The 26101-nt window shown below is 74.5% G+C and carries 31 protein-coding genes; 18 read left to right on the plus strand and 13 right to left on the minus strand.

The window, feature by feature from the left end:
* Positions 1-7: 7 nt before the first annotated feature.
* The 6 genes from NFS20_RS11940 (at position 8) to NFS20_RS11965 (ending at position 5468) form a co-directional block, all read left to right on the plus strand.
* Positions 8-685, plus strand: a complete 678-nt coding sequence (locus tag NFS20_RS11940; protein ID WP_251152012.1) for a hypothetical protein — start codon at positions 8-10, stop codon at positions 683-685.
* A 110-nt stretch (positions 686-795) separates the two neighbouring features.
* Positions 796-1515 (plus strand): copper resistance CopC family protein, encoded by a 720-nt coding sequence (locus tag NFS20_RS11945; protein ID WP_251152013.1) that lies wholly within the window; start codon positions 796-798, stop codon positions 1513-1515.
* A gap of 207 nt (positions 1516-1722) precedes the next feature.
* Positions 1723-2271 (plus strand): hypothetical protein, encoded by a 549-nt coding sequence (locus NFS20_RS11950; RefSeq protein ID WP_251152014.1) that lies wholly within the window; start codon positions 1723-1725, stop codon positions 2269-2271.
* 98 nt (positions 2272-2369) lie between these two features.
* On the plus strand, positions 2370-3098 hold the full coding sequence (locus tag NFS20_RS11955) for a DUF1775 domain-containing protein (protein WP_251152015.1): 729 nt from the start codon (positions 2370-2372) through the stop codon (positions 3096-3098).
* A 7-nt stretch (positions 3099-3105) separates the two neighbouring features.
* Entirely contained in the window at positions 3106-4854 is a 1749-nt protein-coding gene (locus tag NFS20_RS11960) for a copper resistance CopC/CopD family protein (protein ID WP_251152016.1), read from the plus strand.
* Positions 4851-5468: a DUF1775 domain-containing protein gene (locus tag NFS20_RS11965; protein WP_251152017.1), complete on the plus strand. Its 618-nt coding sequence runs from the start codon at positions 4851-4853 to the stop codon at positions 5466-5468. The genes NFS20_RS11960 and NFS20_RS11965 overlap by 4 nt, the downstream gene beginning before the upstream one ends.
* Before the next feature lie 222 nt (positions 5469-5690).
* On the opposite strand, the gene NFS20_RS11970 is transcribed toward NFS20_RS11965, so the two are convergent.
* Positions 5691-6869 (minus strand): CobW family GTP-binding protein, encoded by a 1179-nt coding sequence (locus tag NFS20_RS11970; RefSeq protein ID WP_251152018.1) that lies wholly within the window; start codon positions 6867-6869, stop codon positions 5691-5693.
* 116 nt (positions 6870-6985) lie between these two features.
* Between NFS20_RS11970 and rpmB the strand changes: the two genes are divergently transcribed.
* The 5 genes from rpmB to ykgO are packed head-to-tail and all read left to right on the plus strand — an operon-like array spanning position 6986 to position 8145.
* Positions 6986-7222: a 50S ribosomal protein L28 gene (gene rpmB, locus NFS20_RS11975; RefSeq protein ID WP_251152019.1), complete on the plus strand. Its 237-nt coding sequence runs from the start codon at positions 6986-6988 to the stop codon at positions 7220-7222.
* Entirely contained in the window at positions 7222-7389 is a 168-nt protein-coding gene (gene rpmG / locus NFS20_RS11980; protein ID WP_251152020.1) for a 50S ribosomal protein L33, read from the plus strand. The genes rpmB and rpmG overlap by 1 nt, the downstream gene beginning before the upstream one ends.
* Positions 7389-7694, plus strand: a complete 306-nt coding sequence (gene rpsN / locus NFS20_RS11985; protein WP_251152021.1) for a 30S ribosomal protein S14 — start codon at positions 7389-7391, stop codon at positions 7692-7694. The genes rpmG and rpsN overlap by 1 nt, the downstream gene beginning before the upstream one ends.
* A gap of 38 nt (positions 7695-7732) precedes the next feature.
* Positions 7733-8026, plus strand: a complete 294-nt coding sequence (locus NFS20_RS11990) for a type B 50S ribosomal protein L31 (RefSeq protein WP_251152022.1) — start codon at positions 7733-7735, stop codon at positions 8024-8026.
* Complete coding sequence (ykgO, locus tag NFS20_RS11995) at positions 8023-8145, plus strand: type B 50S ribosomal protein L36 (RefSeq protein ID WP_251152023.1); 123 nt, start codon at positions 8023-8025, stop codon at positions 8143-8145. The genes NFS20_RS11990 and ykgO overlap by 4 nt, the downstream gene beginning before the upstream one ends.
* A 304-nt stretch (positions 8146-8449) precedes the next feature.
* Here the strand turns inward: ykgO and NFS20_RS12000 are convergent, their stop codons facing one another.
* The 6 genes from NFS20_RS12000 to NFS20_RS12025 all read right to left on the minus strand — a co-directional run bounded on the left by NFS20_RS12000 (position 8450) and on the right by NFS20_RS12025 (position 13409).
* Positions 8450-9283, minus strand: coding sequence for a helix-turn-helix domain-containing protein (locus NFS20_RS12000; protein WP_251152024.1), 834 nt, complete (start codon positions 9281-9283; stop codon positions 8450-8452).
* Positions 9284-9384: 101 nt separating this feature from the next.
* Positions 9385-10023 (minus strand): Atu4866 domain-containing protein, encoded by a 639-nt coding sequence (locus NFS20_RS12005; RefSeq protein ID WP_251152025.1) that lies wholly within the window; start codon positions 10021-10023, stop codon positions 9385-9387.
* The gene (locus tag NFS20_RS12010; RefSeq protein WP_251152026.1) at positions 10020-11411 is read right to left on the minus strand and encodes an amidohydrolase family protein; all 1392 of its coding nucleotides are present in this window, start codon (positions 11409-11411) and stop codon (positions 10020-10022) included. The genes NFS20_RS12005 and NFS20_RS12010 overlap by 4 nt, the downstream gene beginning before the upstream one ends.
* Positions 11408-12148, minus strand: coding sequence for an Atu4866 domain-containing protein (locus tag NFS20_RS12015; RefSeq protein WP_251152027.1), 741 nt, complete (start codon positions 12146-12148; stop codon positions 11408-11410). The genes NFS20_RS12010 and NFS20_RS12015 overlap by 4 nt, the downstream gene beginning before the upstream one ends.
* A gap of 209 nt (positions 12149-12357) precedes the next feature.
* Complete coding sequence (locus NFS20_RS12020; protein ID WP_251152028.1) at positions 12358-12735, minus strand: DUF1304 family protein; 378 nt, start codon at positions 12733-12735, stop codon at positions 12358-12360.
* Positions 12732-13409 (minus strand): maleylpyruvate isomerase family mycothiol-dependent enzyme, encoded by a 678-nt coding sequence (locus tag NFS20_RS12025; RefSeq protein WP_251152029.1) that lies wholly within the window; start codon positions 13407-13409, stop codon positions 12732-12734. Before NFS20_RS12025 ends, NFS20_RS12020 begins: the two co-directional genes overlap by 4 nt.
* Positions 13410-13498: 89 nt before the next feature.
* Here NFS20_RS12025 and NFS20_RS12030 point away from each other — a divergent pair, with 89 nt between their 5' ends.
* Positions 13499-13939, plus strand: coding sequence for a MarR family winged helix-turn-helix transcriptional regulator (locus NFS20_RS12030; protein ID WP_251152030.1), 441 nt, complete (start codon positions 13499-13501; stop codon positions 13937-13939).
* On the opposite strand, the gene NFS20_RS12035 is transcribed toward NFS20_RS12030, so the two are convergent.
* From NFS20_RS12035 to NFS20_RS12055, 5 genes are read right to left on the minus strand one after another with little or no spacing between them, the layout of a single operon-like run.
* Positions 13936-15603, minus strand: coding sequence for an ABC transporter ATP-binding protein (locus NFS20_RS12035; RefSeq protein ID WP_251152031.1), 1668 nt, complete (start codon positions 15601-15603; stop codon positions 13936-13938). The two genes, NFS20_RS12030 and NFS20_RS12035, sit on opposite strands and share 4 nt — an antisense overlap.
* The gene (locus NFS20_RS12040) at positions 15600-17279 is read right to left on the minus strand and encodes an ABC transporter ATP-binding protein/permease (RefSeq protein WP_251152032.1); all 1680 of its coding nucleotides are present in this window, start codon (positions 17277-17279) and stop codon (positions 15600-15602) included. The genes NFS20_RS12035 and NFS20_RS12040 overlap by 4 nt, the downstream gene beginning before the upstream one ends.
* A 3-nt stretch (positions 17280-17282) precedes the next feature.
* Positions 17283-18320, minus strand: coding sequence for an ABC transporter substrate-binding protein (locus NFS20_RS12045; RefSeq protein WP_251152033.1), 1038 nt, complete (start codon positions 18318-18320; stop codon positions 17283-17285).
* Complete coding sequence (locus tag NFS20_RS12050) at positions 18317-19132, minus strand: ABC transporter ATP-binding protein (protein WP_251152034.1); 816 nt, start codon at positions 19130-19132, stop codon at positions 18317-18319. Before NFS20_RS12050 ends, NFS20_RS12045 begins: the two co-directional genes overlap by 4 nt.
* Positions 19129-20247: a FecCD family ABC transporter permease gene (locus NFS20_RS12055; RefSeq protein WP_251152035.1), complete on the minus strand. Its 1119-nt coding sequence runs from the start codon at positions 20245-20247 to the stop codon at positions 19129-19131. Before NFS20_RS12055 ends, NFS20_RS12050 begins: the two co-directional genes overlap by 4 nt.
* Positions 20248-20479: 232 nt before the next feature.
* On the opposite strand from NFS20_RS12055, the gene aztD reads away from it, so the two are divergent.
* From aztD to NFS20_RS12075, 4 genes are all read left to right on the plus strand, one after another.
* The gene (aztD, locus tag NFS20_RS12060) at positions 20480-21892 is read left to right on the plus strand and encodes a zinc metallochaperone AztD (protein ID WP_251152036.1); all 1413 of its coding nucleotides are present in this window, start codon (positions 20480-20482) and stop codon (positions 21890-21892) included.
* A 122-nt stretch (positions 21893-22014) separates the two neighbouring features.
* Positions 22015-22944, plus strand: coding sequence for a metal ABC transporter substrate-binding protein (locus tag NFS20_RS12065; RefSeq protein WP_251152037.1), 930 nt, complete (start codon positions 22015-22017; stop codon positions 22942-22944).
* 74 nt (positions 22945-23018) lie between these two features.
* Entirely contained in the window at positions 23019-23411 is a 393-nt protein-coding gene (locus tag NFS20_RS12070) for a Fur family transcriptional regulator (protein WP_251152274.1), read from the plus strand.
* A 132-nt stretch (positions 23412-23543) separates the two neighbouring features.
* Complete coding sequence (locus NFS20_RS12075) at positions 23544-23825, plus strand: HU family DNA-binding protein (RefSeq protein ID WP_021482680.1); 282 nt, start codon at positions 23544-23546, stop codon at positions 23823-23825.
* Between the two features lie 87 nt (positions 23826-23912).
* On the opposite strand, the gene NFS20_RS12080 is transcribed toward NFS20_RS12075, so the two are convergent.
* Positions 23913-24284 (minus strand): hypothetical protein, encoded by a 372-nt coding sequence (locus NFS20_RS12080; protein WP_251152038.1) that lies wholly within the window; start codon positions 24282-24284, stop codon positions 23913-23915.
* A 161-nt stretch (positions 24285-24445) separates the two neighbouring features.
* Here NFS20_RS12080 and rpmF point away from each other — a divergent pair, with 161 nt between their 5' ends.
* Positions 24446-24616, plus strand: a complete 171-nt coding sequence (gene rpmF, locus NFS20_RS12085) for a 50S ribosomal protein L32 (RefSeq protein ID WP_251152039.1) — start codon at positions 24446-24448, stop codon at positions 24614-24616.
* 97 nt (positions 24617-24713) lie between these two features.
* Positions 24714-26009 carry a YibE/F family protein gene (locus NFS20_RS12090; RefSeq protein ID WP_251152040.1) on the plus strand — a complete coding sequence of 432 codons (1296 nt, stop codon included), beginning with the start codon at positions 24714-24716 and terminating at the stop codon, positions 26007-26009.
* Positions 26010-26101 lie beyond the last annotated feature (92 nt).

A 26101-nucleotide genomic window follows, 5' to 3' on the forward strand; every position in this document is an offset into this window, starting at 1 on the left:
TGGCCCCGTGCTCTCCCCGGTCGCCGGTCCGCTGCGCGTGACGCGCGCAGCGCTCGTGGCGACCCTCGTCCTGGCGCTGAGCGCCGCGGCGCACGCCGTCGCCGGAGGTCACCTCCCGGACCCGCTGGTCCTCGCCGCTCTCGCCGCGTTCACGCTCGCAGGCGCGATGGTCGCAGCCCGGGTCCGCTTCACCGTGCCGCGGCTCCTCGCGGTCCTCGGCACCGCCCAGCTCGGGCTCCACGTCGCGCTCGACACGCTCGGTCACGGCGCCGCGACGTGCGTGCCTGCGGGTCCGTCGGCGGGGGCGGGTCACACCGGGCACGGTGCGGTCCTCGTGTGCTCCCCGGGCGCAGGGCTGCCCGACGCCGGAGCGGGGCTCGCGTCGTCGGCCCGCCTCGCGTCGTCGGCGGCCTCCGTGGTCCCCGGCGTGTGGATGGTCGTCGCCCACGCCGTCGCGACCCTCGTCCTGGCGGTCGTGCTCGCGCGCGGCGAGCGCGCCCTCGAGCGGTTCGTCGCCTGGCTGACGCCGCTCGCGTCCCTGCTCGCCCCCGTCGTCGTGGCCGCGTCGCGCCGCGAGGCCGGCGTCCCCGCCGCGTTCACGCGCCGCCCGACGACGCGCCACCCGGGGACCGCGCCGACGCGTGGCCCCCCGGCCGCCGTCCGGCTCGTCGGGACCTCCGCCTAGAACCCACCGCTCGCGCGTCCGCGCGACGCCCGACGAGGCCGTGCCGGCGCACGCCGGACCACCGGGTACAGCCAGCGGCACCGCCGCGCCTCGGACGGAAAGACCTCCTCATGCTCCCTGCACGAACCCTCACCGCACGCCGACCCTTCTCGGCGCTCCTCACGGCGCTCCTCGCGCTGCTCGCGGCGCTGGCCCTCACCGTCGTGCTCGCGACGTCCTCCGCGCTGCCCGCGCAGGCGCACGACCGTCTCGTCGGCTCGGACCCCGCGGACGGCGCCCAGCTCGACGCCCCGCCCGCCGCGATCACGCTGAGCTTCAACACCGAGCCCCTCGCGGTCGAGCCGCAGGTCGTCGTGACCGACGCCGCCGGGACGGTCGTCGCGGAGGGCGCCCCGACGATCGACGGCGCGAACGCGTCGCTCCCGCTCGACGCGGCCGCCCTGACCGGCGGCACGTACTCGGTCGCGTGGCGCGTCGTCTCGTCCGACGGTCACCCCATCGAGGGCACGCTCTCGTTCGGGGTGGCGGAGCAGCCGGCGGCCGAGCCCGCGCCGTCGGAGAGCTCTCCCGCCGAGGAGGCGACGCCCGAGGAGAGCGCGTCGTCGCCCGCCGCGGACGGCGACGCGGGTGCCGCCGAGGACGCAGCCACCGCCGACGACGGTGACACGGACGGCACCGACGACGCCGCCGCGACCGACGACGACGGTGGCAACGCGCTGCCGTTCGTGATCGGTGCCGTCGCGGTCGTGGCCGCCGCGGGCGTCGCGACGGTCCTCGTGCTGCGCCGCCGTGGCGGCGGTGACGACGGAGCCGGGGACCCGCGGGCCTGACCGCTGCCGGATCCGGCCGCTGCGACGGCACGAACCGGTGCGACTTTTGATTGACGCACGCCAGAAGCGCCGGTACTTTCGGCGAAAGCAGGACGACGGGCGCGACGAGGCGACCCCACGGCCCAGCGGAGGGAACCGGTCGATGACGACCCCGACGAGCACGGAGCGCGACCGGTCGACCGTGTCGCGCGTCGTCGGGGTGCGGTCGTGACGTCTCCGGGGTCCGGGCCGTTGCGCGCCGCGCGCGGGCTCGTGCTCGCTGCCGTGGTCGTGGGTCTCTCGCTCTTGTCGCACGACCTCGCGGGCGGGTCGCGTCCGGGCACCGTCCCCCTGGTCGTCCTCGCGGCGCTCAGCGCGGTCGCGGTGCGTCCGCTGACGCGCCGGGAGGTCGGGCTGCCGCGTCTCCTCGCGCTGCTGGGCGTCGGGCAGGTCGTGATGCACGTCGTGCTCGAGCGCTCCGCGGAGCTCTCCGCGACGGCGACCGCGTCCACCCACGCCCACGACGGCCCCGTCGCGACGGCGACGATGCTCGCGGCACACGCCGTCGCGACCGTCGTCCTCGCGCTCGTGCTCCGGCACGGGGACGCGCTGCTCTGGCGGCTGTGGTCCTGGCTCTCCGGCCGACAGGTCCCTGGTCGCCCGCGGCCGGTCGTCGTCGGCAGGGTGGTCCCGCTCGCCCGCGGCTGCCTCCCCGCGCCCCGCCGTGCTCCCGTCCCGGGGGCGGTCGGCGGACGTGCGCCACCCGCCGTCGCCTGACCCCGGACGCCCACCGCGGCGTCCCGTTCCCGCGCGCCCCGGCGGGCCACGACGTCGTGCCCGCGCGCGCACCCCCGTCTCTCCCGAAAGGCACTCCCATGCGCAAGTCCCTGCGCGCCCTCGGCGCCGCCACCCTTACCACCGGTCTCGTCGTCGCGGGCGCGAGCGTCGCGTCCGCCCACGTGACCGTCACACCGAGCACCTCGACCGCCGGCTCCTACACCGTCCTCACGTTCGCGTTCGGGCACGGCTGCGGGGAGTCGGCGACCACCGAGATCGCGATCCAGATGCCCGAGCAGATCCTCGCGGTCTCGCCCACCGTCCACCCCGGATGGGACGTCGAGAAGGTAATGGAGGACCTCGAGACGCCCGTGGACGACGGCCACGGCGGCGAGTACACGGAGCGGGTCAGCGAGGTCGTGTACACCGCCGAGACCCCGGTCCCGAACGGGTACCGCGACGCGTTCGAGCTGTCCCTCAAGCTCCCCGACGCCGCGGGGGAGACGCTCGACTTCCCCACGGTCCAGACGTGCGAGGAGGGCGAGACCGCGTGGGTGGAGATCCCCGCGGACGGCCAGACCGGCGACGACCTCGAGTCGCCGGCGCCGTCGTTCGACCTGACCGCGGCGGAGGCCGCCGAGGCGGACGGTACCGAGGCCCAGGCCGAGGAGGTCGCAGCGGAGGAGACGCAGGACGACACGTCGGCGGACGCGGCCTCCGACGACGCGGCCACGCCCGTCGTCTCCTGGGTCGCGCTCGCGCTGGGTGCCGCGGGCCTCGTCCTCGGGGCGCTCGCGTTCGCGCGCTCGCGCCGCGCCCAGGACTGACACGTCCATGACCAGCACGACCCACTTCTCGGTGCTGCACCGGGTGGTGGTGCTGGTCGTCGGTGCCGCGGCCGCGGTCCTGCTCGTGATCCTCGCGAGCGGCCCGGCCGCGGCGCACGCCGTCCTCGTGGGTACGGACCCGCAGGACGGCGCGGTGCTCGACGCCCCGCCCGACGCCCTCACCATCACCTTCAACGAGCCCGTGCGGGCCGTCGACGGCGGGACGACCGTGCTCGCAGCCGACGGGTCGGACGTCGCGGTCGACGTCTCCGCGGTCGACGACGCGCTCGTGATCACCCCCGACGGGACGCTCGGCGACGGGACGTACGTCGTGAGCTGGCGCGTCATCTCGCTCGACACGCACCCGGTCGCCGGGGCGTTCAGCTTCTCCGTCGGGGCGCCGAGCGCGACGACGGTCGAGGCGCAGGTCGCCGAGCCGAGCGCTGCGCTCGTCGCGGTACGCGCGGCCGACCAGGCCGCGGTCTACCTCGGCACGTTCCTCGTCGCCGGTCTCCTCGTCTTCGAGCTGCTCGTCCTGCACGCCACGCCCGGCGCCATGCCGCGGCTGCGGTCGCGGCTCCAGCGCGCGCGGCTCGTCGGTCTCGCGACCGGCGCCGTGGGACTCGTGATGAGCGTGCCCCTCACGACGGCGTGGCAGGCCGGGGGCGGCCTCGACGCCGTGCTCGACGCCGCGACGTGGCGCACGGGCCTGACGTCCGACACCGCCCTCGCGGCCGCGCTCGGCGTGGCCGGTCTCGCGTGCGCGGCCCTGCTCGCGCCGCGGGCGGCGCGAGAGAGTCGCGCCGTCTGGCCGGCGGGCGTCGCGCTCGGAGGGGCGACGCTCGCGCTCGGAGCCCTCGTGCTCGTCGGCCACACGCGCACCTTCGGCCCGGCGGTGCTCGTCGTCGCGGCCGACGTCCTGCACGTCGTCGCCGGGGCCGTGTGGATCGGCGGCGTCGTCGGGCTGACGCTCGTGCTCATGCGGTCGTCGCAGGTGGACGAGCGGCGTGCCGCGGTGACCGTGACGCGCTTCTCCGCGCTCGGTGCGTGGGTCGTGCTCGCCCTCGCGCTGACGGGCGTCGTGCTGGGCTGGCGGATCGTCGGCACCGTCGAGGCGCTCGCGTCGACGGCGTACGGGCAGGCGCTCCTCGTCAAGGTCGGTGTCGCGCTGTGCGTCGTCGCCGTCGCGGCGTGGAACCGCTACCGGCTCGTCCCGGCCTTCGCCGCGCGGTCGGGTCGCGGCACGACGGGCCGCGCGGCGGGCACCACCGGGGCGGGGACCGGCGCACCGGCCTCGCGCCGGCTCGGCCGGACCGTCGCGCTCGAGGCGGGGCTGCTCGTCGTCGTGCTCGCCGTGACGGGCGTGCTGGTCTCGCGCAGCCCGGTCGACGGGGTCGCGACCGCTCCGGTGGCGGCCGACGCCGCGCCGGACGCCGTCGAGGAGACCCGGCCGCTCGGCGACGGGACGCTCGAGGCCCGGGTCACGCCGGGCGCGGTCGGGGTCAACGCCCTCGAGCTCGTCCTGCTCGACGCCGACGGGGCGCCGCTCGAGCCCGTCGCGGACCCCGAGGTCACGACGACGCTCGCCGAGCCCGCGCTCGGGCCGTTCGCCCACGCGCTCGTGCGCACCGGGCCGGGGACGTACGAGGCGCCGCTCGACCTGCCCCTCGCGGGGTCGTGGACGGTCACGGTGCAGGTACGGACCTCGAAGTACGAGAGCCCGATCGTCGAGATCCCCCTGGAGGTGACGTCATGACCCGTCGACCGCTGCGCCGGGCGACCGCCGCGCTCGTCCTCGCCGCGGCGGGCGTCGTCGCCGCGTCGAGCCCCGCGGCCGCGCACGTGCTCCTGGAGACCGTCGAGCCGCTCGGCGACGGGACGGCGCGGATCACGTTCACGTTCGACCACGGGTGCGACGGCGAGCCCACCGACGCGCTGCGGGTCGTCATGCCCGAGGGCGTCGAGCTGCTCGCCGCGGATCAGCCCGACGGCTGGACCTCCGAGGTCGGCGACGACGGCGTGGCGTGGTCCGGGGAGGCGGCCCCGATCGCCGACGGCGAGCGTGCGGCGTTCACCGTCGACGTCCGCGTCACCGGCGACATCGGCGAGTCGTTCGCCTTCCCCGCCGTCCAGGAGTGCCCGTCGGGGGCCTCGCACGACTGGAGCGACACCGACCCGTCGGGTGCCCACCCGGCGCCCACCTTCGTCGCGACCGCCGCCACGCTCAGCACGCCGGCGGCGTCACCGCTGCCGGCGAGCGAGGCACCGATACCGCTCGCACCGCTGGTCGCGGGGGTCGTCGGTGCGTCCGTGCTCGCGGGTGCGGGCGGGGCGTGGGCGGTCCGTGGGCGTCGACGCCAGGGGGTCTGACGCGCTGGTTCTGCGCGAAGTGTGACGCAGGTCACGTCAGCGCGGTGTCCCGAACGTGCCGGCCACCCCTCGTTCGCAGGTGGGGGACGTCGTCGCGACGGGTCACGCGACGACACCCGGACCGGTGGCGGTCCGCGACGAGAGCTCCGCTGGGGGGAGCTCACGTGGCGGACCGCCACCGGTTCGTCATTCCCGGTCCGTCCGCCCGGAGGGCGGCAGGGGTCAGACCTCGCTGCGCGCGCCCAGCCACGGCGCGAGGACGTCCTCGCGCCCGAGCCAGCGCAGCCCGCCGTCGGCGAGCTCGTCGGGCGTCGCGAGGACCTCGCCGAACGCGTCGAGCAGCCGGTCGCGCTCGTTGCCGTCGGCCTCCGGGTCGGTGGCGCCCACGACGACGATCCGCGTGTGCGGGTGGACCGGCGTCCCCTCCTCGGTGCTCGCGTCGTCCCAGGTGCCGAGCCCGCCGATGCAGAGCTGTCCGCCTGCCCCGTCCCACGCGCACAGCGAGTCGGGCCGGTTGGCGACGTGGAAGACGCCGCGCGAGCGCAACGGGCCGGTCCCGAGGTCCTCGATCCGGCGCAGGAGCCGCTCCGGGTCGAACGGCCGGGCGGAGCGCAGCTCCAGGGTCCAGCTCCGGTCGCCCGGTCGCCGGTCGCCGTCCGCAGGCCGGCGCGCGCCTCGCGCGCCGAGCGGGTGCGCGCGCCGCTCGGCGGCGGCGGCGTCGTGCACGCCACCGGCGAGGTCCGCGGCGTCGAGGGCGTGCAGCCCGTCGATCCGGCGTGTCCCGGTCCCGCGCAGGCGGTCGACGAGACCGGAGCCGGTGGGTGCCGCCTCGGGCGAACCCGTCGTCACGACCAGGTCCGCGTGCTCGAGCTGGGCCGCGAGCACCTCGCCGATCGCTCGCTCGTCGTCCGGGGTCAGGGCGATCCCGCGCTCGTCGACGAGGTCGTCGCCGAGCAGGTCGTGCTCCACCTGCTCGACGTCCACGACGGCCAGCACGGTCGCGAGCCGCAGGCGCTCGAGCTCGCCGCCCGGGGCGCTCGCGCCGGCGAGCGCCCTCGCGACGGGGAGAGACTCCGCGCCGACGGGCAGCGCGAGGGCGACGTGGTCCCAGCGGCCGTCGGCGGCGAGGCGGCGCAGCGTGGGGACGGCGTCCTCCCGCACCGCGCACGACAGGCACGCGTGCTCGAGCGGGACGCGGACGTCCTCCACCACGCCGGTGGCGTCGACGACGACGCGCCGCAGCTCGCCGTCGGTCGCGAGGATGTCGTGGCGCAGCACCACGGTGCCCTCCCCTCCGACGGCGAGCCCGAAGACGGCCGAGTCGCGCAGGACGGCGTCGACGGTCGCGAGGACGCTCAGCGGGAGGCGGGTGTCGAGCGGGTCCGGGTGGTCGATGGTCATGCAGAGGCTCCAGTTCTGGCCGGGAACATCCGGGTGGACGGGTGTGTTGGACTCTACACCTTGACGAGAACGATTCTCAGTACCTATCGTCTCGGCATCGTCCAGGAAGGAACACCATGTCCGCCGTCTGCCAGGTGCTCGGCACCTCGTCGGGTTTCGGCCACTCGATCTCGCACTCCCACGTGCGGACCAAGCGTCGCTTCGACCCCAACATCCAGAAGAAGCGCTACTGGGTGCCCTCGCTCGGGCGCCACGTCACGCTGCGCGTGAGCACGCGCGGCATCAAGACCATCGACCGCAAGGGGATCGACGTCGTCGTGGCGGAGATCCTCGCGAGAGGGGAGAAGCTCTGATGGCCACCCGCCAGGACCTGCGTCCCGTGATCAAGCTGCGTTCCACCGCCGGCACCGGGTTCACCTACGTGACCCGCAAGAACCGCCGCAACGACCCGGACCGGCTCGTGCTGCGCAAGTTCGACCCCGTCGCGCGGCGCCACGTCGACTTCCGCGAGGAGCGCTGATGGCCAAGACGTCGAAGATCGCGCGGAACGATCAGCGGGCGGCCGTCGTCGCCCGGTACGCGGAGCGGCGCGCGGAGCTGAAGCGCGTCGTCGCGTCGCCCACGGCCACGGCCGACGAGAAGGCCGCGGCCGTCGCGGAGCTGCAGCGCCAGCCGCGCGACGCGAGCGCGACGCGCCTGCGCAACCGCGACGTCGGTGACGGCCGCCCGCGCGGCTACCTACGGAAGTTCGGGATCTCGCGCGTGCGGATGCGTCAGATGGCGCACCGCGGCGAGCTGCCCGGAGTCACGAAGTCGAGCTGGTGACGGCCGCCGCCGTCATGACAGCAGTACGGAGGCAAGCAATGAAGAAGGACATCCACCCCCAGTACGGACCCGTCGTCTACCGCGACAAGTCGGCCGACTTCGCGTTCCTCACGCAGTCGACGCTCGCGGGCGACCACCCGGGTGGACCGGGCGTGCCGCGCGAGACGATCGTCTGGGAGGACGGCAACACCTACCCGGTCGTCGACGTCGAGATCTCGAGCGCGAGCCACCCGTTCTACACCGGCACGCAGCGCGTCGTGGACACCGCGGGCCGCGTCGAGCGCTTCCGCCAGCGCTACGGGACGCGCACGCAGGGCGGGGGTGCCCGATGAAGGTCCGCGCCTCGCTGCGCTCGCTGAAGAACAAGCCGGGCGCGATCGTCGTGCGCCGCCGCGGCAAGACGTTCGTCATCAACACGAAGAACCCGCGCTGGAAGGCCCGTCAGGGCTGAGGCGCACCGGGTGGTGCTGTGCGCGCCGCCACGCGGGACCCAGGACCGGAGCTGCCGACGGGCGGCTCCGGCCCTGTCTTCCCCTGGCGTCGGCCCATCCATGTGTACGGAAGTTCGGGCATGTGCCCTCGCGAGTGCACGGCGCGATCCTCACATGCCGGAGTCGGTGGATCAGGTGGCGCCGGCTGGGGTCGGAGGCGGCCGGGACAGGCCGCCGGGTGTCATGGCGCCTCGAACGTCTACGCGCCGTGCTCCAAGCCAGGAGAGCGACCGACGAGCACTCGTGGGACCGGGCGAGTGCGGCTCACGTGGCGGGCGTCGCCGGAGGCGTAGCGTGCAGTGAGGCCAGCAGCTGCAGCTTTTCGGCGCTGGGCGTGCCGGGCGCGGCCTGGTAGACGATCAGCTGGCGGCCCGGTGAGCCCTTGACGTCGAACGCGTGGTAGTCGAGGACGAGGTCGCCGACGTCGCGGTGGCGGAACGTCTTGGAGTCGTGCGTCTTGCCGCGCACGTCGTGCTGGGCCCACAGGTGGCGGAACGCGGCGCTGGCTGCCGAGAGCTCGACCACCAGCCGGCGCACGGCGTCGGCGGAGTCGACGTGGCCCAAGGCCAGGCGCAGGTTGGCCACGCAGGACTCGGCGGCCCGGTCCCAGCGGGCGTAGAAGCTGGTGCCGGCCAGGTCGAGGAACGTCATGCGCGCCAGGTTGTCGATGCGGTCGAAGTCGGAGTACAGGGCCCCGGCCAGGGCGTTGTGCGCCAGGACGTCGAGCTGCCGGTCGATGATCATCGCGGGGGTGGCCGGCCAGGCGTCGAGCAGGTCGAGCAGCGACTGCGGCGGTGTCGCGCTGACCGCGGTCAGGGCCGTGGGTGCCAGGTCGGCGAGGCGGAAGAGGTGCTCCTGCTGGTCGGTGTCGAGGCACAGAGCGCTGGCGATGGCGTTGAGCACCGACGGTGACGGGTTGCGTTCGCGTCCCTGCTCCAGCCGGGCGTAGTAGTCCACGCTGACGCCGGCCAGCAGGGCCACCTCCTCGCGACGCAGCCCGGTGACGCGCCGAGGGGTGTGCCCGGGCAGCCCGACGTCGTCGGGCTGGACCTGCCCGCGGCGTGCCTTGAGGAACGGACCGAGATCTGAGGTGCTCACGCTCCGACCGTAGAGGCACCGCAGCCCACCAACCAGGACCTGGTGCCCCCTGGCAGCCACTCGAGGCGTCGTGCGGGACACGTGCCCGGCGCGCCGCCTGCTCAGCGCCGGGTCATCACGAACCCGGCGTGGTGCAGCACGCCGTCGAGCAGCTGGCCGAACGCCCAGAAGCCGGAGTCGTCCAGGTAGGTGATGCGGTCGGTGTGGACCCAGTAGCGGCCGGTGTAGGCGTCAGCCCGCCCGCCACGGGTCTCCGAGTAGCGGCCGTCCGCCCGCAGGTGCTGCTGCAGGTCCCGGTGAGGGTCGTGCCAGGTGCCCACCCACGTGGCCCGCACCGTCGGGTCGGCGACGTCCTGCCCGGCAGGCCGGGTCGGTGTGCCGTCCCACGCCTCGAGGTGGCCCGCGACCCACACGGCCAGCAGGTCACGCGGGTCGACGACCAGCATGGTCCGCACCTGCGCCTCGCTGACCGGTCGACGCACGACGGCGAAGGTGGCCGCGTTGCCGGGCACCAGGTCGTACCTGCCACGCCGGGAAGGTGGCAGCTGCGCCACGGCGCTGTCGACCGACAGCGGGACGGCATGGGCGCCGTCGGCGCCGATCACCTCCGTCCCGGCGTCGGCCGGCCCCGGGGCCAGGCGCTCCCCGACGACGTACAGGTCGCCGCGTCCCACTCTCCCGGGGGTCGCCCTGACGTGCGCGCCCGTGACGACGAACGCGTCGGCGCTCGGCGGGGTCACCGGCCGGCCACCGGGGTGGCAAGGCGCTCGGTGATCGCGGCGAGCGAGTCGTGCACCTGGGTGCGCAGCGCGTCGACGTCCACGCCGACGAGCTCGCCGTCCCACTTGCGCACCTGGCCCGCCACCCACACCGAGGTGATGTTCGAGCGGTCGGCGCCCAGCACGAGGGTCCCGATCGCGTCGTGCAGCGGCATGGTGTTGATCGCCTCGGCGTCCACGACGATCAGGTCGGCCTGCTTGCCGGGGGTGATGGAGCCGGTGCGGTCGTCGAGCCGCAGCGTGCGTGCTCCGGACAGGGTGGCGAAGTCGAGGACGTCACGGGTGGTGATGCGGGTGGGCTCCCGCCCGGTCCCGTAGGCGGAGTTGACCGCACGCATGCGCTGGATGGTCAGCAGCGCCCGCATCTGGGTGAACATGTCGGAGGCCAGCGCGACCTCCACGTCCACCGACAGCCCGGGCCGGATGCCGTGGGCGAGAGCATCGTCGACCGGCGGGACGGCGTCCTCCAGCCCGATCTGGGCGTCGGAGGTGGGTGCCAGCGCGACCGTCACGCCGTGGTCGCGCATCGCCGCCCAGGCGTCCGCGGTGAGCGCCGTGGAGTGGATGGACTCCAGGTGCGGGCCGAGCAGTCCCTGGCTCTGCCAGGCGAGGACGGCCCGGGAGGCGCCCTGGCCGAACATCACGTCCAGGCTCACACCGATGTCCAGGTCGGTGGCGACCTCGGCCAGCTCGGGACCGTAGGCGAGGTGCCCGGCGATGTCTCCGGTGGCCAACGCTGCCATGCGCAGCGTCACGAGCTGGTCGTCGGTGGGGACGTACGTCGAGCGCAACCGGGCGAGATCCGCGGGCCACTGGCCGTCCCAGTCGCCGAAGTGCGGGCCCATGGAGGCGTGCACGCCGCGGATGCCGGAGTCGATCAGCGCGGTGATCGCGGCGTCCGAGTGCGCGGTGGTGCGTGAGTTGTGCGAGAAGTCGAGCATCGTGGTGATGCCGCCGTCCAGCGCGGTCAGCGCGGCCAGGCGGGTCCCGACGTACACGTCCTCGGGCGCGTAGGCGGGCGCCACATGCATGAGCGTGGACTGCAGGTACCCGGCCAGGTCGTCGACGTCGGGGATGGTGCGGCGCATCTGCGCCTGCCAGGCGTGCCGGTGGGTGTCCACCATGCCGGGGGCCACGATGCTGCCGGTCGCGTCGACGACGATCGCGCCGGTGTCCGGCAGGTGCCGGCCGACGTCGACGATGCGTTCCCCGCGGACCAGCACGTCGCCGGCATCGATGGTCCCCAGCGTGGGGTCCATCGTCACGACGGTGCCGCCGCGCAGCAGGACGATCCGGTCGGGGTCGGTGGCGGAGCGGGTCAGTGCGTCGAGGGCGGGGCCGGTGCTCATCGGGCGTCCTTCCGGTGCATGGTGTAGCCGGCGTGGTGCAGGGCGTCGCCGGCGAACGTGCCGAAGGCCCAGAAGCCGAGGTCGTCGAGGTAGTCGATGCGGTCGCCGTCGATCCAGTAGCTGCCTTGGAAGGCGTGCGGCCGTCCGCCGCGGGTCTCGTCGTAGCGGCCGTCGGCTGTCAGCTCTTGGTGGAGGAAGTCGTCGGTGTCGATCCATACGCCCACACGGCTCGGGTCCACCGCAGGCCGACCAGGCAATGAGGAGGTGGCCGGGACACCGCCGAAGGACTCGCCGGCCCAGTGGGTGGGCCGCCCCTCGAGCAGTACGGCAAGGAGGTGCTCGGGCTGGGTGAACGCGGTGTGCAGCGCCGCGGGCAGGTCGGCAGCGTGCTGGGCGGGCACGACGACGAGGCCGGCCTCGGATCCGGGAGCGAGCGTCCCGGCCCCGGTGCCGCGCGCTGCGGCGCCGAGGGTGGCGGTCGCGTCGAGGCGAGCCGGCAGGACGGCGGTGCCGGTGGCGTCGATGACCACGGCGCCGTCGTCCTCGGCTGCGGTGACGATCCCGGGTCCGACACCGACGATCAGCGTCGCGCCGATGAGGACGTCGGCACCGTGCATGGTGCCGATCAGCGGGTCGAGGGTGTGAACGGTCGCGTTGGTCAGCAGCAGCGGCCGGTCGGCACCGGCGCGCACGGCGTCCAGACCAGCGGCAGTGAAGGAGGGAAAGGCGTTGGGCATGGCTCCACCCTCGTGCGTCCCGACGCGGACTAGAAGGCCGGGACGCACCCAGGGAGCGCCGCACCCCGGCTACGTGAGCCCACCGGCCGCGCTGAGGGAGGCGCCGGCCAGTCGCCCGCGCGCGGCCAGAGCGGGTCGTGGACGAGGGGCTGCTCCGCGGTGGTCACCTCAAGACCTGGGCCCGTCGACGGCCGACCGCCGCGGTCCCGTCAGGACGCGAGCGTCGCGACGAGCGTCGCCAGCCCGAACCCCGACTGCCCCAGGGTCCCGGTCCACAGCCGATGGTCGGAGATCCACAGGACGACGCCACCCAGCGTCATGAACCCCGCGGTGTACAGCACGAGGGTGCGGCCTTCGTCGATGAGCCCCTGCGCGGCGAGCGCGACGCCCAGCACGGTGCCGGCACCGAGGAAGATGTTGTAGAACGCGACGTTGAAGGCCCACAGCGTGACCTCGGGCGGCGACGACTGCTTGCGCAGCAGGAACTGCTGGGCCCAGGGCCGGTGGAAGAAGAAGGCCTCGACGACTCCGACGCCGACGTGCAGGACGCCGGCGGCGACGGCGAGGACCTGGGCGAGCGTGCTCATGGGAGCTCCTCCCGGTTCTGCGGCGAGAACGAGCGGGCGAGGCGACGGGCGCCGTCCCCGTCCAGGTGGGCGAGGGCTGCAGGTCGCCCGGTCAGCAGCAGGAGCAGCGCGGTCATGGAGCCGGTCACCTGCTGGCCCTCGCCGCGGTGCCACGGCACGTCGGCGGCGACGAGGTGGAACCCGGTCAGCCGTCTCCGGGCGCGGAAGGGGAACGAAACGGCCCATACGCGCTCGGCCGCCTCGCGGGCCGCGACCTGCGGGGCGGGGACCTCGATCCCGAGCGCGACGGCGACGTCCTGCGTGTGGACGAGCGCGTCGACGAGGGCGACGCGCGGGGTCGTCCCCGGCGCGAGTCGGCGGGAGCCGGCGGTCGCGCGCAGGGTGGCGAGGACGTCCTCGCGAGGACGCGACCCGGCCTCGCGCGTGAGGAGGTCCATCATCCGGTCGAAGCTCCCGTGGCCACGGACCAGGCCGCGGACGAGCGCGCGGCGCGTCGAGGTGGGGGCGAGGGTGAGATGGGCGGCGACGTCGTGCACACGCCACCCCGCGCACAGGCTGGGGCGTTCCCAGTCGGCGGGGCCGAGCCCGGTGACGAGGTCCACGAAGGAGGCCCGGGCGAGCGCGACGGCCGCCCACACCTCGTCCTCCGTCATCCAGTAGTCGGGTGCACTCATCGGAGCGCCTCCAGAACTGATACGATGATCTGACTACTTTAGTCAGTCGGACTGACGATGGTCAACCCCTCGACCCCGCGGAGGCGCCCGTGAGCCGGCAGGGCGAGCTCAACACCGGACTGCTCCTGTTCATCCCCTACCGCGCGCTCGAGCTGCGGGTCTACACCGCGGTCCGGGACGCCGGGTTCGACGACGCGACGCCCGCGCAGCTCCGGGTCTTCCAGCGCATCGGGCCGCGCGGTACGCGGCTCACCGAGCTCGCGGAGGCGGCGGAGATCACCAAGCAGACCGCAGGCTTCCTCGTCGACCAGCTCGAGGCGGCCGGGTACACCGAGCGCGTCCCCGACCCGGCCGACCGCCGGGCGCGCCTCGTGCGCGTCACGCCTCGTGGCGAGGCGGCGTCCCGGGTCGCCGCGGCGGAGCTCGCCCGCGTCGAGGCGGAGTGGACCGCCCATCTCGGCGCGCGCGGCATGGCCTCCCTGCGCCGTCAGCTCGAGCGCCTGCGGGAGATCACCGACCCCTGGGCCTAGGCGCACCGACCCGCTGCGTCGTCGACGCGGTCGAGGCGAACCACCCGATGGGCGGCGTCGACGGTGGCGCGTCGGTGGGCGACGACGAGGGTGGCGCGGCTCGGCGAGGTGGCGAGCAGCTCCATGAGGGCCGCGTCGGCCTCGTGGTCGAGCGACGCGGTCGCCTCGTCGAGCACGAGGACCCGTGGGTCGCGCAGCAGAGCGCGTGCGATGGCGACGCGGGCCCGTTGCCCTCCGGAGAGCCCGTGGCCGTGCTCGCCGACGGGGGTGTCCAGTCCCCGGGGCAGCCCGACGTCGGGGCGGAGGAGGCCGGCGTCCCGAGCGGCCCGTCCGACCGCCTCCGCGGGTGCGTCCGGGTCGCCGAGGACGATGTTGGACCGCACGGTGCCGCGCAGCAGCGGGGACGACTGCGGGACGACGGCGACGAGTCCGCGCAGCGCCTGGTCGGACAGGTCCCGGACGTCGGTCCCGTCGACGCGGACGGCGCCGGAGTCGGGGTCCCAGAGCCGTAGCACGAGCCGAGCGGCCGTCGTCTTGCCCGCCCCGGACGGTCCGGTGAGCGCGACCACCTCCCCGGGCCGTACGTGCAGCGAGAACCGGTCGAGGACGGGCCGGGCGCCGTCGTAGGAGAAGGACACGGCGTCGAGCACGAGGCCGCTCTCCGTCGCGGCGGGTGGCCGGTCCGGCCGCTGCTCCTCCACCCTGGCGTCCGTCCCGACGGTGGGCGGGAGGTCGAGCACCTCGGTGATCCGCGCGGCCGCCGCGCGCAGCGTGCCGGCGTTGCGCAGGAGGTCGGCGATCTGGGCCGCGGGACCGAGCCCCGCGACCGCCACGGTCAGGGCGAGCGGGACGTCACCCGGTGCGACCGCGCCACGGTCCAGCAGCGCGACGCCGAGCGCGCCGAGGGCGGTGGCCGCGAGCAGCAGGTCGCCGATGCCGCGCTCGGCTCCGAGGCGGGACGCCTCCCGGATCTGGAGGCGGCCCAGTGCTCGGGTGCGCTCGGACACGTTCGCGAGCTGCACGTCGAGCGCGTCGGCGCCGGCGAGCTCTCGCAGACCGCGGACGGTGTCGATCACCTGGGTGCGCAGCTGCGCTGCGCCCGTCGCGAGCGCATCGCCGTCGTCTCGGGCGCGTCGCGCCGTGGCGAGGGGGACGGCGACGCCGACGACGAGGAGCGGTACCCACACGAGCAGCAGCAGAGGGCTGATCGCCGCCGATGCCGCGGCGCTGATCCCGAGGACGAGCCCTGCGCCGAGCGTCTGGGAGACCGTGTGCGCGTAGAGCCACTCGAGAGTCTCGATGTCGGTGACGACCGTCGTCGTGAGATCGCCCGAGTGCCGATGGCGGGTACGCGCCGGCAGCGCCCGGCGCAGCGTGTCGAAGACCCGCCCGCGCAGGACGCCGATGAGCCGGTAGGCGAGGTCGTGCGACACCCACGCCTCGCGCCAGGCCGCACCCGCGGCGACCAGGCAGAGGGCGGCGAGCCCGGCGGTGGTCGGTCCGAGCGCCGGCGGCTCGCCCGCGACCGCCCGTCCGACCGTCGCGGCGAGCCAGAGCGCGATCACCAGCACGGCGACCTGGGCGACGACGTTCCACACGACCGTCTCGACGAAGAGCCGTCGGTGGGTGAGCACGACCGGGAGCATCCGCAGCACGGGCCTCATCGGTCGGCTCCGGCGAGGACGCGCTCCGTCGGCGGACCGTCCCCCGAGCCCACCACCCGTCCGCCCTCGAGCGCGATCCACCGGTCGGCGTGGGCGCACGCGCCCGCTCGGTGCGCGACGACGATCGTCGTGCGGTGGCCGTCCCGCTCGGCGACGGTGCGCACGAGGCGCCGCTCGGTCTCGGGGTCGAGGGCGGACGTCACCTCGTCGAGCACCAGCACGGGCGCTCGGGAGACGAGGGCGCGCGCTACCGCGAGGCGTTGGCGCTGCCCGCCCGACAGCTGTGCGCCGTCCTCGGCGAGGACGGTGGAGTAGCCCTGCGGCAGGGCGAGCAGGACGTCGTGCACCTCGGCGGCGCGCGCGGCGTCCTCGAGCTCCGCGTCGGTCGCTTCCGGGCGGTACAGGCGCAGGTTGTCCCGGACCGTCCACGCGAAGAGGGCCGGATCCTGGGGCACCACGACGACGCTGCGGACGCGGGCCGCGCGGTCGAAGGTGCGCAGGTCCGCGCCGTCGACGCGGACCGTGCCGCGGTCGGGGTCGACGTCGCGCTCGAGCAGCCGGGCGAGCGTGCTCTTGCCGGAGCCGGACGGCCCGACGACCGCGACGGTCTCGCCGGGTGCGATGCGCAGGGTGACGTCGGTGACGCCGACGTCGGTGCCGGGGTAGCGGTACGTCACCTGCTCCAGCGCGACGGCTGCGGGCGAGGTAGCGGGACAAGAGCGGGTGCCGTCGTCGGTCACCGCCGACCGGGCCGACAGCAGCCGGTCGAACCCGTCGACGGCCGTGAGCCCGAGGTAGCCGGAGTGCCAGTGCCGGGCGAGGTCCGTGACGGGCCGGAAGCACTCCCGGGCGAGCAGCATCACGGTGATCGCACCGGCGACCGGCAGGGCGCCGCGGGCGGCGTCGACGAGCGTGACCACGACGGCGAGGACGACCCCGAGCTGCATCGCGAGGACGCCGACCCCCGTGTCGACCATGGACCAGCGCAGCTGGTGCATGGTCGACGCACGCAGCGCCTCGGCGCGTCCTGCGAGGCGGTCGCCGGCGCGTCCGGACGCGCCGAAGGAGCGCAGCAGCGGGATCGACTGCAGCGCCTCGACGTAGTCGCCCGCGAGCTCCTCGAACCGCTGCCAGCGCACCCGTCCGTGGCGCACGAGCCGCGCGTCGCCCAGGCGGGGCAGGAGGACGGCCACGGCGGCCGAGCCGGCGAGGACCCCCGCGGCGGCGGGGGAGTGCGTCCCCACGAGGAGGACGACGCCGAGGGGGACGACCGCCGTGACGACGAGCTGGGGCAGGTAACGGGTGCAGTACGCGTCGACCCCGTTCACGCCGTCGAGCACGGTCGCCGCTGCCCGCCCGGAGTCGCGCTCGCCGGCGGGAACGGCCTGCAGCTGACGCAGCAGCCGGGCGCGCAGCCTCACCCGCACGGCCACCCCCACGCGTGCGGCGAGCGGTTCCTGGGCCCAGACGAGGACCGCGCGCACCGCCGCGACGACGCCGAGGAGGAGGAGCAGCGCAAGCACCTGCCCGCGGCCGTGCACGACCGCCGCCACGGCCTCGCCCGCGAGGACGGCGGACGCGACGTGCGCCCCGCACAGCGCGACGCCGAGTGCGGCCAGGGCGCAGATCGCGCCCGGGGCCGCGCCCGCGAGGTGGAGGAGCCGCCGATGGAGCACCGCTCAGAACGCGTCGGGGTAGAGCTGCTCGGCGATCTGGCGCACGATCGAGACGTTGCCGAGGGTGCCCGGGAAGACGTCGGCGCTGGACACGGCGACGAGGCGGTCCTCCCGGACGGCCGGCATGTCCGGGAAGGTCGTGGTCAGGTACTCGCGCGTCGCGGCCTCGTGCGCGTCGTCGTAGACGGAGAACACGAGCGCGTCCGGCTGTTCCGCTGCGAGCGACTCAGGCGTGACCGTTGCCGCGAAGAAGTCCGCGAACGCGGACTGGTCCGGTGCGTACACGGTGTCCGCCCCGGCGCGACGCAGGATGTCGTACTCCACGCCGGCGCCGATCGCGGAGAGCGTCGTGCCCTCGACGTACACCTGCGCGACCCGGAGCTCGTCGACGTCGGCGACAGCCGCCTCGACGTCGTCCAGCTCCGTCTGGCTCTGCTCGACGAGCTCCGCGGCGGCGTCCTGCACGTCGAACGCCTTCCCCAGGTTCTCGAGGTCGGTGAACAGGTCCGTCACCTCGGCGGACATCCGTCGCTCGGCGCACCCTCCCGTCGCGACGTACACCGCCGCCCCGGCCTGCTCGAGCTGCTCGATGCTCGCGAAGCCCTGCTCGGCCGTGAACTCGTACGTCGTGGGCGAGTACACGAAGTCCGGTCCGACGGCGAGGAGGTCCTCGCGCGCAGGCGGCATCACGTCGCCGATGACCGGCACGTCCTGGGCCAGGTCCGCGACGTCCTCGGGCAGCGCCTGCGCCCCCGCCTGCGCCTGACCGGCCAGGCGGTCGGCCAGTCCGAGCCGCAGCAGCAGCTCGGTCTGGGCGGGGTGCATCCCGACCGCGGCCGCCGGCACCTCCTCCAGCACTACCTCGCGGCCGCAGTTCTCCAGGGTCACGGGAGCCGGTGCGGAGTCGTCGCCGGCGCCGGCCTCTGCCGGTGGGTCCGCCGAGACCGACTGGCCGCAGCCGGCCAGGAGCGCGGCGGCGAGGACGGCCACCGTGGCGCGGCGTGCGGTGGTCCAGGGGAGGGAGGCATGGGGAGTCGTCATGGGTGCGTGCTCTCTGCTCGGGGGGCGGTGGTGCGGTCGGAGGTGTGCGCGGTGGCGCGGGCCAGTGGCCGGAACGCGAACACGGGCGGGTCGCCGAGCACGCGCACGTCGACGGCGAACGTCGCGCGCACGAGGTCGGGGGTCAGGACGACGCCGGGCGGGCCGTCGGCGACGACGCGGCCGTCGGCGAGCACGACGACGCGGTCGCAGTACTGCGCGGCGAGGTTGAGGTCGTGCAGCGCGGCGATCACGGTGCGGCCGAGGCTGCGCACGGTGCTCATCAGGTCGTGCTGGTGGCTGACGTCGAGGTGGTTGCTGGGCTCGTCGAGCACGAGCACGGGGCTGCGCTGGGCGAGGGCGCGCGCGAGCATGACGCGCTGACGCTGCCCTCCGGAGAGCGTCGCGACCATGCGGTCGGCCAGGTCGTCGACCTCCGTGCGGCGCATGGCCTCGTCGAGGATGGCGAGGTCCTGCGCGGTGTCCCGGCCGAACGACGCGTGGTGCGGGCCGCGGCCGAGCAGCACGGTCTCGTGCACGTCGAGGTCGAACTCCGTGCGCGGGTCCTGCAGCATGACCGCGACGCGGCGGGCGGCCTCGCGCGGACCGAGCGCGAGCACGTCGTCGCCGTCGACGCGCACGGTGCCGCTGCTCGGACGCACCGCCCGGTACAGGGTGCGCAGCAGCGAGGACTTGCCGCTGCCGTTCGGCCCGACGAGGCCGACCACCTCGCCGGGCTCGACGACGAGCGACGCACCGCTCACGACCTCGCGTCCGCCGAGCGTGACGCAGACCTCGTCGATCTCCACCCTCATCGGCCGAACCCCGCCCGTTCGGCGCCGTCACGGCGCATGAGCCACAGGAAGAAGGGGGCGCCGACGAACGCGGTGAGGATGCCGAGGGGGATCTCGGTCGGTGCGGCGACCGTGCGTGCGAGCAGGTCGGCGGCCATGAGGAAGACCGCACCCCCGAGCACGGTCACGGGCAGCATGCGCCGGTGGTCGGAGCCGACGACGATGCGCGCGACGTGCGGCACGACGAGCCCGACGAAGCCGATGCCCCCCGCGACGGACACGACGGTCCCCGTCAGCAGCGACGCGACGACGAGCAGCCCGCCGCGCAGCCTCGTGGCGTCCACGCCGAGGGAGGCGGCCGACTCGTCCCCGGTGAGCAGGGCGTTGAGCGACCGGGAGAAGGCCGCGGCCACGACGCACCCCACGACGAGCGCGACGGCCGGGCCGACGAGGCTCGTCATCGTCGCCGCCGAGACGCTGCCGAGGAGGAAGAACAGGACGCTCACCACGTTCTGCGCGTCGGTGGAAATCGTCAGGTAGCTGGTGATCGCGCTGAACAGGCTGCCCAGCGCGACGCCCGACAGGATCATCCGGGTCGGCGACAGGGTCCCGTCCTTGCGGGCCAGCGCGGCGACGCACCCGCAGGCCACCAGCGCCCCGACGAACGCCGCGACGTTCAGCGAGAGCCCACCGACGGCGGCCGAACCGAGCACGATGACGAGGACCGCCCCGACGCTCGCACCCGACGAGACCCCGAGGATGTAGGGCTCGGCCAAGGGGTTGCGGACGGTGACCTGCATGAGCGCCCCGGCCAGCGCGAGACCGGCCCCGGCCAGCCCGGCCAGGAGCACGCGGGGCAGGCGGAACTGCCACACGGCCTGGTCCTGCAGCATCGTCAGAGAACCGTCGCTCATCCACGGCATCCCCGGGACCAGGTGCCCGACGACGATCTGTGCGGCCTGCGCAGGAGCGACCGCGACCGCCCCCACGGCGCACGAGACGACGATCAGCAGCACCGCCGCGACCGCCAGGACGCTGCTGAGCAGGACGGCTCGTCGGGCGAGGGGCCGTCGAGACTCCTGACGTCTCGTCGACGGTGAGGTGCCCGCAGGAGGGCGCCGAAGCTCGTGAAGCACAGGCGAGAAGATACTGAGAATTGTTCTCAGCGCCTAATCCCGCGGTCCGGGCCAGTCGCGAGCCGGCCTGGGTGCACGGCACCGCACGGTGGCGCAGGTGGCGGATGGGCTCGCGACGAGAATGAGAATGATTCTAAGTTCTGTTAGCCTGCCGCCAGACCGCCCAGCGGCTCTCTGTCCCCATCGGAAAGGAGTGGGTTCCGCACGCCTGCACGCGGAGCCCGACCCACGCATGACCCTCACACGCCACCGCACCCGACCGCTCGCCGCGCTCGGGATGCTCCTCCCGCTCGCGCTGATCGCCGCCTGCTCGTCCGGCGAGCCCGCCGCCGAGGAGGCCCCGAGCTCGCCCGCCGCGGAGGAGACCGCGAACGAGCCGAGCGAGGCCTCGTCCCGCACCCCGCGCCTCGCCGTCACCTACGACGGCGGCATCCAGGTCCTCGACGCCCAGACGCTCGAGGTCCTGGAGGACTTCGAGCTCGACGGCTTCAACCGCCTCAACGGCGCCGGCGACGGCCGCCACCTCCTCGTCTCGACGACGGGCGGCTTCCAGGTGCTCGACGGCGGGGCCTGGGCCGAGCCGCACGGCGACCACTCGCACTACTACACGGCGCACCCCGAGCTCACGGACGTGATGTTCGACGCCGAGAAGCCGGGCCACGTCGTCGTGCACGCCGGGCGCACCGCGCTCTTCGACGACGGCACCGGCGAGATCACGGTCCTCGACTCCGGCGACGTCGCGGACGAGTCCCGCGAGGCGCGCGAGCTCACGACGCCGGAGGCGCACCACGGCGTCGCCGTCGAGCTGTCCGACGGCACGCTCGTCGTCTCCGAGGGCACCGAGGACGCGCGCACGGGCATCCGCGTGCTCGACGCCGAGGGCGCCGAGATCGCCGCGTCCGACGAGTGCCCCGGCGTCCACGGCGAGGCCGTGGCTGCCGACGAGGCCGTGCTCATCGGCTGCGAGGACGGCGTCCTCGTCGTCAAGGACGGCGAGATCACCAAGGTCGCGAGCCCCGACGCGTACGGCCGCATCGGCAACCAGGCCGGCAGCGAGGAGTCGACGGTCGTCCTCGGCGACTACAAGTCGGACCCCGACGCCGAGCTGGAGCGCCCCACGCGGGTCTCGCTCACCGACACCGCGACGGGCGAGCTGACCCTCGTCGACCTCCCGTCGAGCTACACGTTCCGCTCCCTCGCCCGGGGCGACGCGGGAGAGGCCCTCGTGCTCGGCACGGACGGCCAGATCCACGTCGTCGACCCGGCGACCAAGCAGCTCGTCCGCTCCATCCCGGTGGTCGACGCGTGGGAGGAGCCCGAGGAGTGGCAGTCGCCGCGACCGGCGATCTTCATGCTCGACGGCTCCGCCTACGTCACCGACCCGGCGAACCAGGCGATCCACGCGGTCGACATCGAGACCGGCGAGGTCTGGAACACGGTCGAGCTCGACGTCGAGCCCAACGAGATCAACGGGGTCTCCGGCGACGTCGAGGCCGGGTCGGCCGAGCACGGCGAGGCCGGGCACTCGGAGGAGGAGCACGCCGAGGCCGGGCACTCGGAGGAGGAGCACTCCGAGGAGGACGCGCACGACCACTCCGAGGAGGACCACGAGCACGCGGACGAGGAGACCACTCCCGCGGGCTGAGCACCTCCACGCAGCACGCACGGCCGCGGTACCCGGTCCGTCGACCGGGTACCGCGGCCGTCGTACGTCGCCCTCGGCGGACCCGTCGCCCGCACCCGAACCACCGACCCACGGAGCACCCCATGACCCGCCCCCTCCCGCGCGCCCGCGGCGCCGCCCTCGCCGGCGGCGTGCTCCTCGCCCTGACGCTCACCGCCGCCTGCACGCCCGCCGGCGCCGACGACGACGGCGTCGAGGTCCTCGCCTCGTTCTACCCGCTGGAGTACGTCGCCGAGCGCGTCGGCGGCGAGCACGTCGCCGTCAGCAACCTCACCCCGCCCGCGGCCGAGCCGCACGACCTCGAGCTCTCACCGGCGCAGGTGCGCCAGATCGGGAGCTCCGACCTCGTCGTCTACCTGTCGGGGATGCAGCCCTCGACCGACGAGGCGGTCGCCGCACGGGACCCCGAGAACGTGCTGGACACCGCAGAGGCCGCCGGTCTCGAGGCCGGGCCCAACGGCTCCGCGGCCCCGGCGCCGGAGGGCTCCGTCCTCGACCCGCACTTCTGGCTCGACCCGACGCGGCTCGCGACCGTCGGGCACCAGGTCGCCGAGGAGCTCTCCGCGATCGACCCCGACCACGCCGACGACTACGCCGCCAACGCGCAGGCGCTCGAGGACGACCTCGTCGTTCTCGACGAGGAGTACGCGACGGGGCTCGCGGCGTGCGCGGGCGCGACGCTCGTCGTCTCGCACGCGGCCTTCGGCTACCTCGCCGAGCGGTACGACCTGGTCCAGGTCGGCATCTCCGGGATCGACCCGGAGGCGGAGCCGTCGCCCGCCCGGCTGCGCGAGGTCCGCGGCGTCGTCGAGGACGCGGGGGTGGAGACCCTGTTCTTCGAGGTGCTCGTGAGCCCCAAGGTCACCCGGACCCTGGCGGACGACCTCGGGGTGGGCACCGACATGCTCGACCCGCTCGAGGGGCACACCGACGAGGAGGCCGACTACCTGGCGGCCATGCGCGCGAACCTCGACGCCCTCCGGCAGGGTCTGGTGTGCGAGGCTGCGGGCTGACGGCCCCGCTCCTCCGGAATCCCGTGAGATGCTCGGGCGTTCCACGGACGGAGGAGGTGGTCGTCGTGCAGAGGATGACGCGGCAGCGCGCGGTGCTGCTCGAGGCGATCGACGCGCAGGCCGGCTTCCGCAGCGCGCAGGACATCCATCAGGACCTGCGCGCCCGGGGCGACGCGGTCGGTCTCGCGACCGTCTACCGCGGGCTCCAGGCGCTGTCGGAGGCCGGCGTCGTCGACACCCTGCGCACCGCGGAGGGCGAGAACCTGTACCGCCGGTGCGCACGGACCGAGCACCACCACCACCTCGTCTGCCGCTCGTGCGGACGCACGGAGGAGATCGACGGCCCGAGCGTGGAGAGCTGGGCCCGCACGGTCGGCTCGTCGCACGGCTTCGTCGACATCGAGCACGTCGTGGAGCTCTTCGGCACGTGCGCGACGTGCCGTGCCGAGGCCTCCGACGCCGGCTGAGGCGCCAGAAGTCGCGCGAAACTCCGCGTGTTCCCTAGTGTTGTCCCCGGTGCACGGCCCCTCGGCTGGCACACTGAGACCGTGACGACGCGTGGTGACCACCGCGCGTCGTGAACCGAGGAAGGGATTCGCATGTCGCTCAACAAGTCCGAGCTCGTCTCGGCCATCGCCAGCAAGGCCGACCTGTCGAAGGCGGACGCGGAGAAGGCCCTCAACGCCTTCCAGGAGGTGCTCATCGAGTCGCTGGGCAAGGGCGAGGCCGTCAAGGTCACGGGCCTCCTGTCCGTCGAGCGCGTCGAGCGTGCCGCCCGCACGGGTCGCAACCCCCGCACGGGCGAGGAGATCTCGATCCCGGCCGGCTACGGCGTGAAGATCAGCGCCGGCAGCCTGCTCAAGAAGGCCGTCGCCAAGTGACGTCCCGCTGACCGAGCCGTCACCGGCCGGTCGGCGTGACGAAGGCCCGGGTCCCGCGAGGGACCCGGGCCTTCGTCGTGCGCCTCGTCAGGCGTGGACGACGTCCGCGAGGATGCCGGCCTGCGTGAGCCGGGTCCCGATGGCCTGGTCCGCCTCGGAGAACGCCTTGTTCGACCGCGCGACGCCGACCGCGCCCGCCATCGCGCCCTGACCGGTGGGGCGCTGGACGCGCGCGACCAGGGCGCCGCCGTGCTCCATGAAGTCCACCGTGAACACGAGGTGCTGCTGCTTGCCGGCGAACGCGCCGAGCCAGAACGTCTTCGTCCTGCTCCCGCGCTCGACCGACCACTGGCCGCTGCGCTGCGTGGTCACGGTGAAGCCCTGCTCGTGGAGCGCCGTCGCGAGCTGGTGACGGGCGGCGTCGTGGTCGCCGGTGAGGAAGTAGTCGACGGTGGCCATGCGGTGCTCCTGGCGGGTGCGGGGCGCAGGGACGCGCCCGGTCGGGTCCGCGCGACCGCGCGGCGGGTGGGATGCTACCGGTCCGCATCGCGCCGCGGAGTCAGTTGATAACCGTTATCAGTCCTCGTAGACTCGTCCTCCCGACCCCGGAAGGACCTCTCATGGCCGTGCCCAAGCGCAAGCTGTCCCGCTCCAACACCCGCGCCCGTCGTTCGCAGTGGAAGGCGCAGGTCCCGCAGCTCGTGACCGTCGTCGTCGACGGGCGGGAGGTCGCCGTGCCCCGCCGCCTCGTCGCGGGCGTGCGCCGCGGGCTCGTCACCCTCCCCGAGTGACGTGCCGGCCGGGGCCTCCCGGCCGTGAGGCGACGGCGGGCGTGCCCGACGGCGCGGGGGCGCCCGGGCAGGCCGGCGGACGTGTCAGCATCGTCCGGTGACCGAACCGACCACCCGCCGCGCGGTCCGCGCCGCAGGACGACCCGGCGGACCCGAGGCGGTCCACGGGCACGCGCACGGACCCGCCGCCCCCGCCACGCGCCGGGTCCGGCTGACGCTCACCGCGCTGCTCGTGCCGCTCCTGCTCGCGACCCTCGCCGGGCTCGTCGCGCTGTGGCCGGCGGCCGACGACGTCCCCGCCCGCATCCCCGTCGCCGCCGAGGGCAGCTCCGTCCTGCGGGCGACCGTCACCGGGCCGGTGGACGAGGAGACGTCGTCCGTCCTCGCGCGGCTCGACGACGGCTCGCGCGCCGGGGGTGTGGACGTGGGCGGCGACGAGATCACCGTGCAGGCGCCGCCCGAGTACCTCGCCTACGGCTTCGACGAGGGCGACCGCCTGCGCGTGCTGTTCATCGCCGGGGCCGAGGCGGGCGGTGGGACACCGTTCGTCTTCCTCGACTTCGAGCGCGGGCTGCCGATCGGCATCCTCGCTGCGGCGTACGCGCTCGTCGTGCTGGCCGTCGCGCGATGGCGCGGGCTCGCGGCGCTCGCCGGGCTGGCGGGCGCGTTCGCCGTCATCGGCTGGTTCACGCTGCCCGCCCTGCTCACCGGGCAGGACGCGCTCGGCGTCGCGCTCGTGACGTCGTCGCTCGTGATGTTCGTCGTCCTGTACGTCGCGCACGGGTTCACGGCCCGGACGTCGACGGCGCTGCTCGGCACCCTCGTCGGGCTCGCCCTCACGGCGCTGATCGGGTCGTGGGGGTCCGGCGCGTCGAACATCACGGGCCTCACGTCCGAGGAGTCCCTGTGGATCCCGCAGTACGCACCGGCGATCGACATCCAGGGCGTCGTCCTGTGCGGGCTCGTCCTCGCCGGAATGGGCGTGCTCAACGACGTGACCATCACCCAGGCGTCCGCGGTGTGGGAGCTGCGCGCCGTCGCGCCGCTCGCCACGCGGGCCGAGCTCTTCACGCGCGCGATGCGCATCGGCCGCGACCACATCGCCTCGACCGTCTACACGATCGCGTTCGCGTACGTCGGCGCCGCGCTGCCGCTGCTCATGGCCGTCTACCTGTCCGACCAGTCGCTCGCGACGAGCCTCACGTCAGGCGAGATCGCGGAGGAGGTCGTGCGCACGCTCGTCGGGTCGATCGGGCTCGTCCTCGCGATCCCGATCACGACCGCGATCGCGGCGGTCGCCGTGCCGGGCTCTGCGTCGGTGGACCGCGGTCCTCGGCCGGCCGAGGTCGTCGAGACGGCGATCGGAGACGTTGCCGAGACGGCGGCCGGCTAGGCCGTCGGGGCGGCGACCGGTGAGGTTGCCGAACCCCGGGTTGTGCGGCACATCGGCCTCCGAACGCCGCACAACCCCGGGTTCGGCAGGCT

Source organism: Cellulosimicrobium sp. Marseille-Q4280 (genome assembly GCF_943181405.1).
In the GTDB taxonomy this organism is placed as follows: Bacteria; Actinomycetota; Actinomycetes; order Actinomycetales; family Cellulomonadaceae; genus Cellulosimicrobium.

Coding starts and splice junctions, on each gene's coding strand:
- NFS20_RS12075 (WP_021482680.1), top strand. CDS start 23,544: ATGTCGCTCAACAAGTCCGAGCTCGTCTCGGCCATCGCCAGCAAGGCC.
- NFS20_RS11960 (WP_251152016.1), top strand. CDS start 3,106: ATGACCAGCACGACCCACTTCTCGGTGCTGCACCGGGTGGTGGTGCTG.
- NFS20_RS11990 (WP_251152022.1), top strand. CDS start 7,733: ATGAAGAAGGACATCCACCCCCAGTACGGACCCGTCGTCTACCGCGAC.
- NFS20_RS12065 (WP_251152037.1), top strand. CDS start 22,015: ATGACCCGCCCCCTCCCGCGCGCCCGCGGCGCCGCCCTCGCCGGCGGC.
- NFS20_RS12020 (WP_251152028.1), bottom strand. CDS start 12,735: ATGAGCACGCTCGCCCAGGTCCTCGCCGTCGCCGCCGGCGTCCTGCAC.
- NFS20_RS12010 (WP_251152026.1), bottom strand. CDS start 11,411: ATGAGCACCGGCCCCGCCCTCGACGCACTGACCCGCTCCGCCACCGAC.
- NFS20_RS12080 (WP_251152038.1), bottom strand. CDS start 24,284: ATGGCCACCGTCGACTACTTCCTCACCGGCGACCACGACGCCGCCCGT.
- NFS20_RS12050 (WP_251152034.1), bottom strand. CDS start 19,132: ATGAGGGTGGAGATCGACGAGGTCTGCGTCACGCTCGGCGGACGCGAG.
- NFS20_RS11965 (WP_251152017.1), top strand. CDS start 4,851: ATGACCCGTCGACCGCTGCGCCGGGCGACCGCCGCGCTCGTCCTCGCC.
- NFS20_RS11945 (WP_251152013.1), top strand. CDS start 796: ATGCTCCCTGCACGAACCCTCACCGCACGCCGACCCTTCTCGGCGCTC.
- NFS20_RS11970 (WP_251152018.1), bottom strand. CDS start 6,869: ATGACCATCGACCACCCGGACCCGCTCGACACCCGCCTCCCGCTGAGC.
- rpmF (WP_251152039.1), top strand. CDS start 24,446: ATGGCCGTGCCCAAGCGCAAGCTGTCCCGCTCCAACACCCGCGCCCGT.
- rpmG (WP_251152020.1), top strand. CDS start 7,222: ATGGCCACCCGCCAGGACCTGCGTCCCGTGATCAAGCTGCGTTCCACC.
- NFS20_RS12035 (WP_251152031.1), bottom strand. CDS start 15,603: ATGAGGCCCGTGCTGCGGATGCTCCCGGTCGTGCTCACCCACCGACGG.
- rpmB (WP_251152019.1), top strand. CDS start 6,986: ATGTCCGCCGTCTGCCAGGTGCTCGGCACCTCGTCGGGTTTCGGCCAC.
- NFS20_RS12025 (WP_251152029.1), bottom strand. CDS start 13,409: ATGAGTGCACCCGACTACTGGATGACGGAGGACGAGGTGTGGGCGGCC.
- NFS20_RS12045 (WP_251152033.1), bottom strand. CDS start 18,320: ATGACGACTCCCCATGCCTCCCTCCCCTGGACCACCGCACGCCGCGCC.
- ykgO (WP_251152023.1), top strand. CDS start 8,023: ATGAAGGTCCGCGCCTCGCTGCGCTCGCTGAAGAACAAGCCGGGCGCG.
- NFS20_RS12070 (WP_251152274.1), top strand. CDS start 23,019: ATGACGCGGCAGCGCGCGGTGCTGCTCGAGGCGATCGACGCGCAGGCC.
- NFS20_RS11955 (WP_251152015.1), top strand. CDS start 2,370: ATGCGCAAGTCCCTGCGCGCCCTCGGCGCCGCCACCCTTACCACCGGT.
- rpsN (WP_251152021.1), top strand. CDS start 7,389: ATGGCCAAGACGTCGAAGATCGCGCGGAACGATCAGCGGGCGGCCGTC.
- aztD (WP_251152036.1), top strand. CDS start 20,480: ATGACCCTCACACGCCACCGCACCCGACCGCTCGCCGCGCTCGGGATG.
- NFS20_RS12015 (WP_251152027.1), bottom strand. CDS start 12,148: ATGCCCAACGCCTTTCCCTCCTTCACTGCCGCTGGTCTGGACGCCGTG.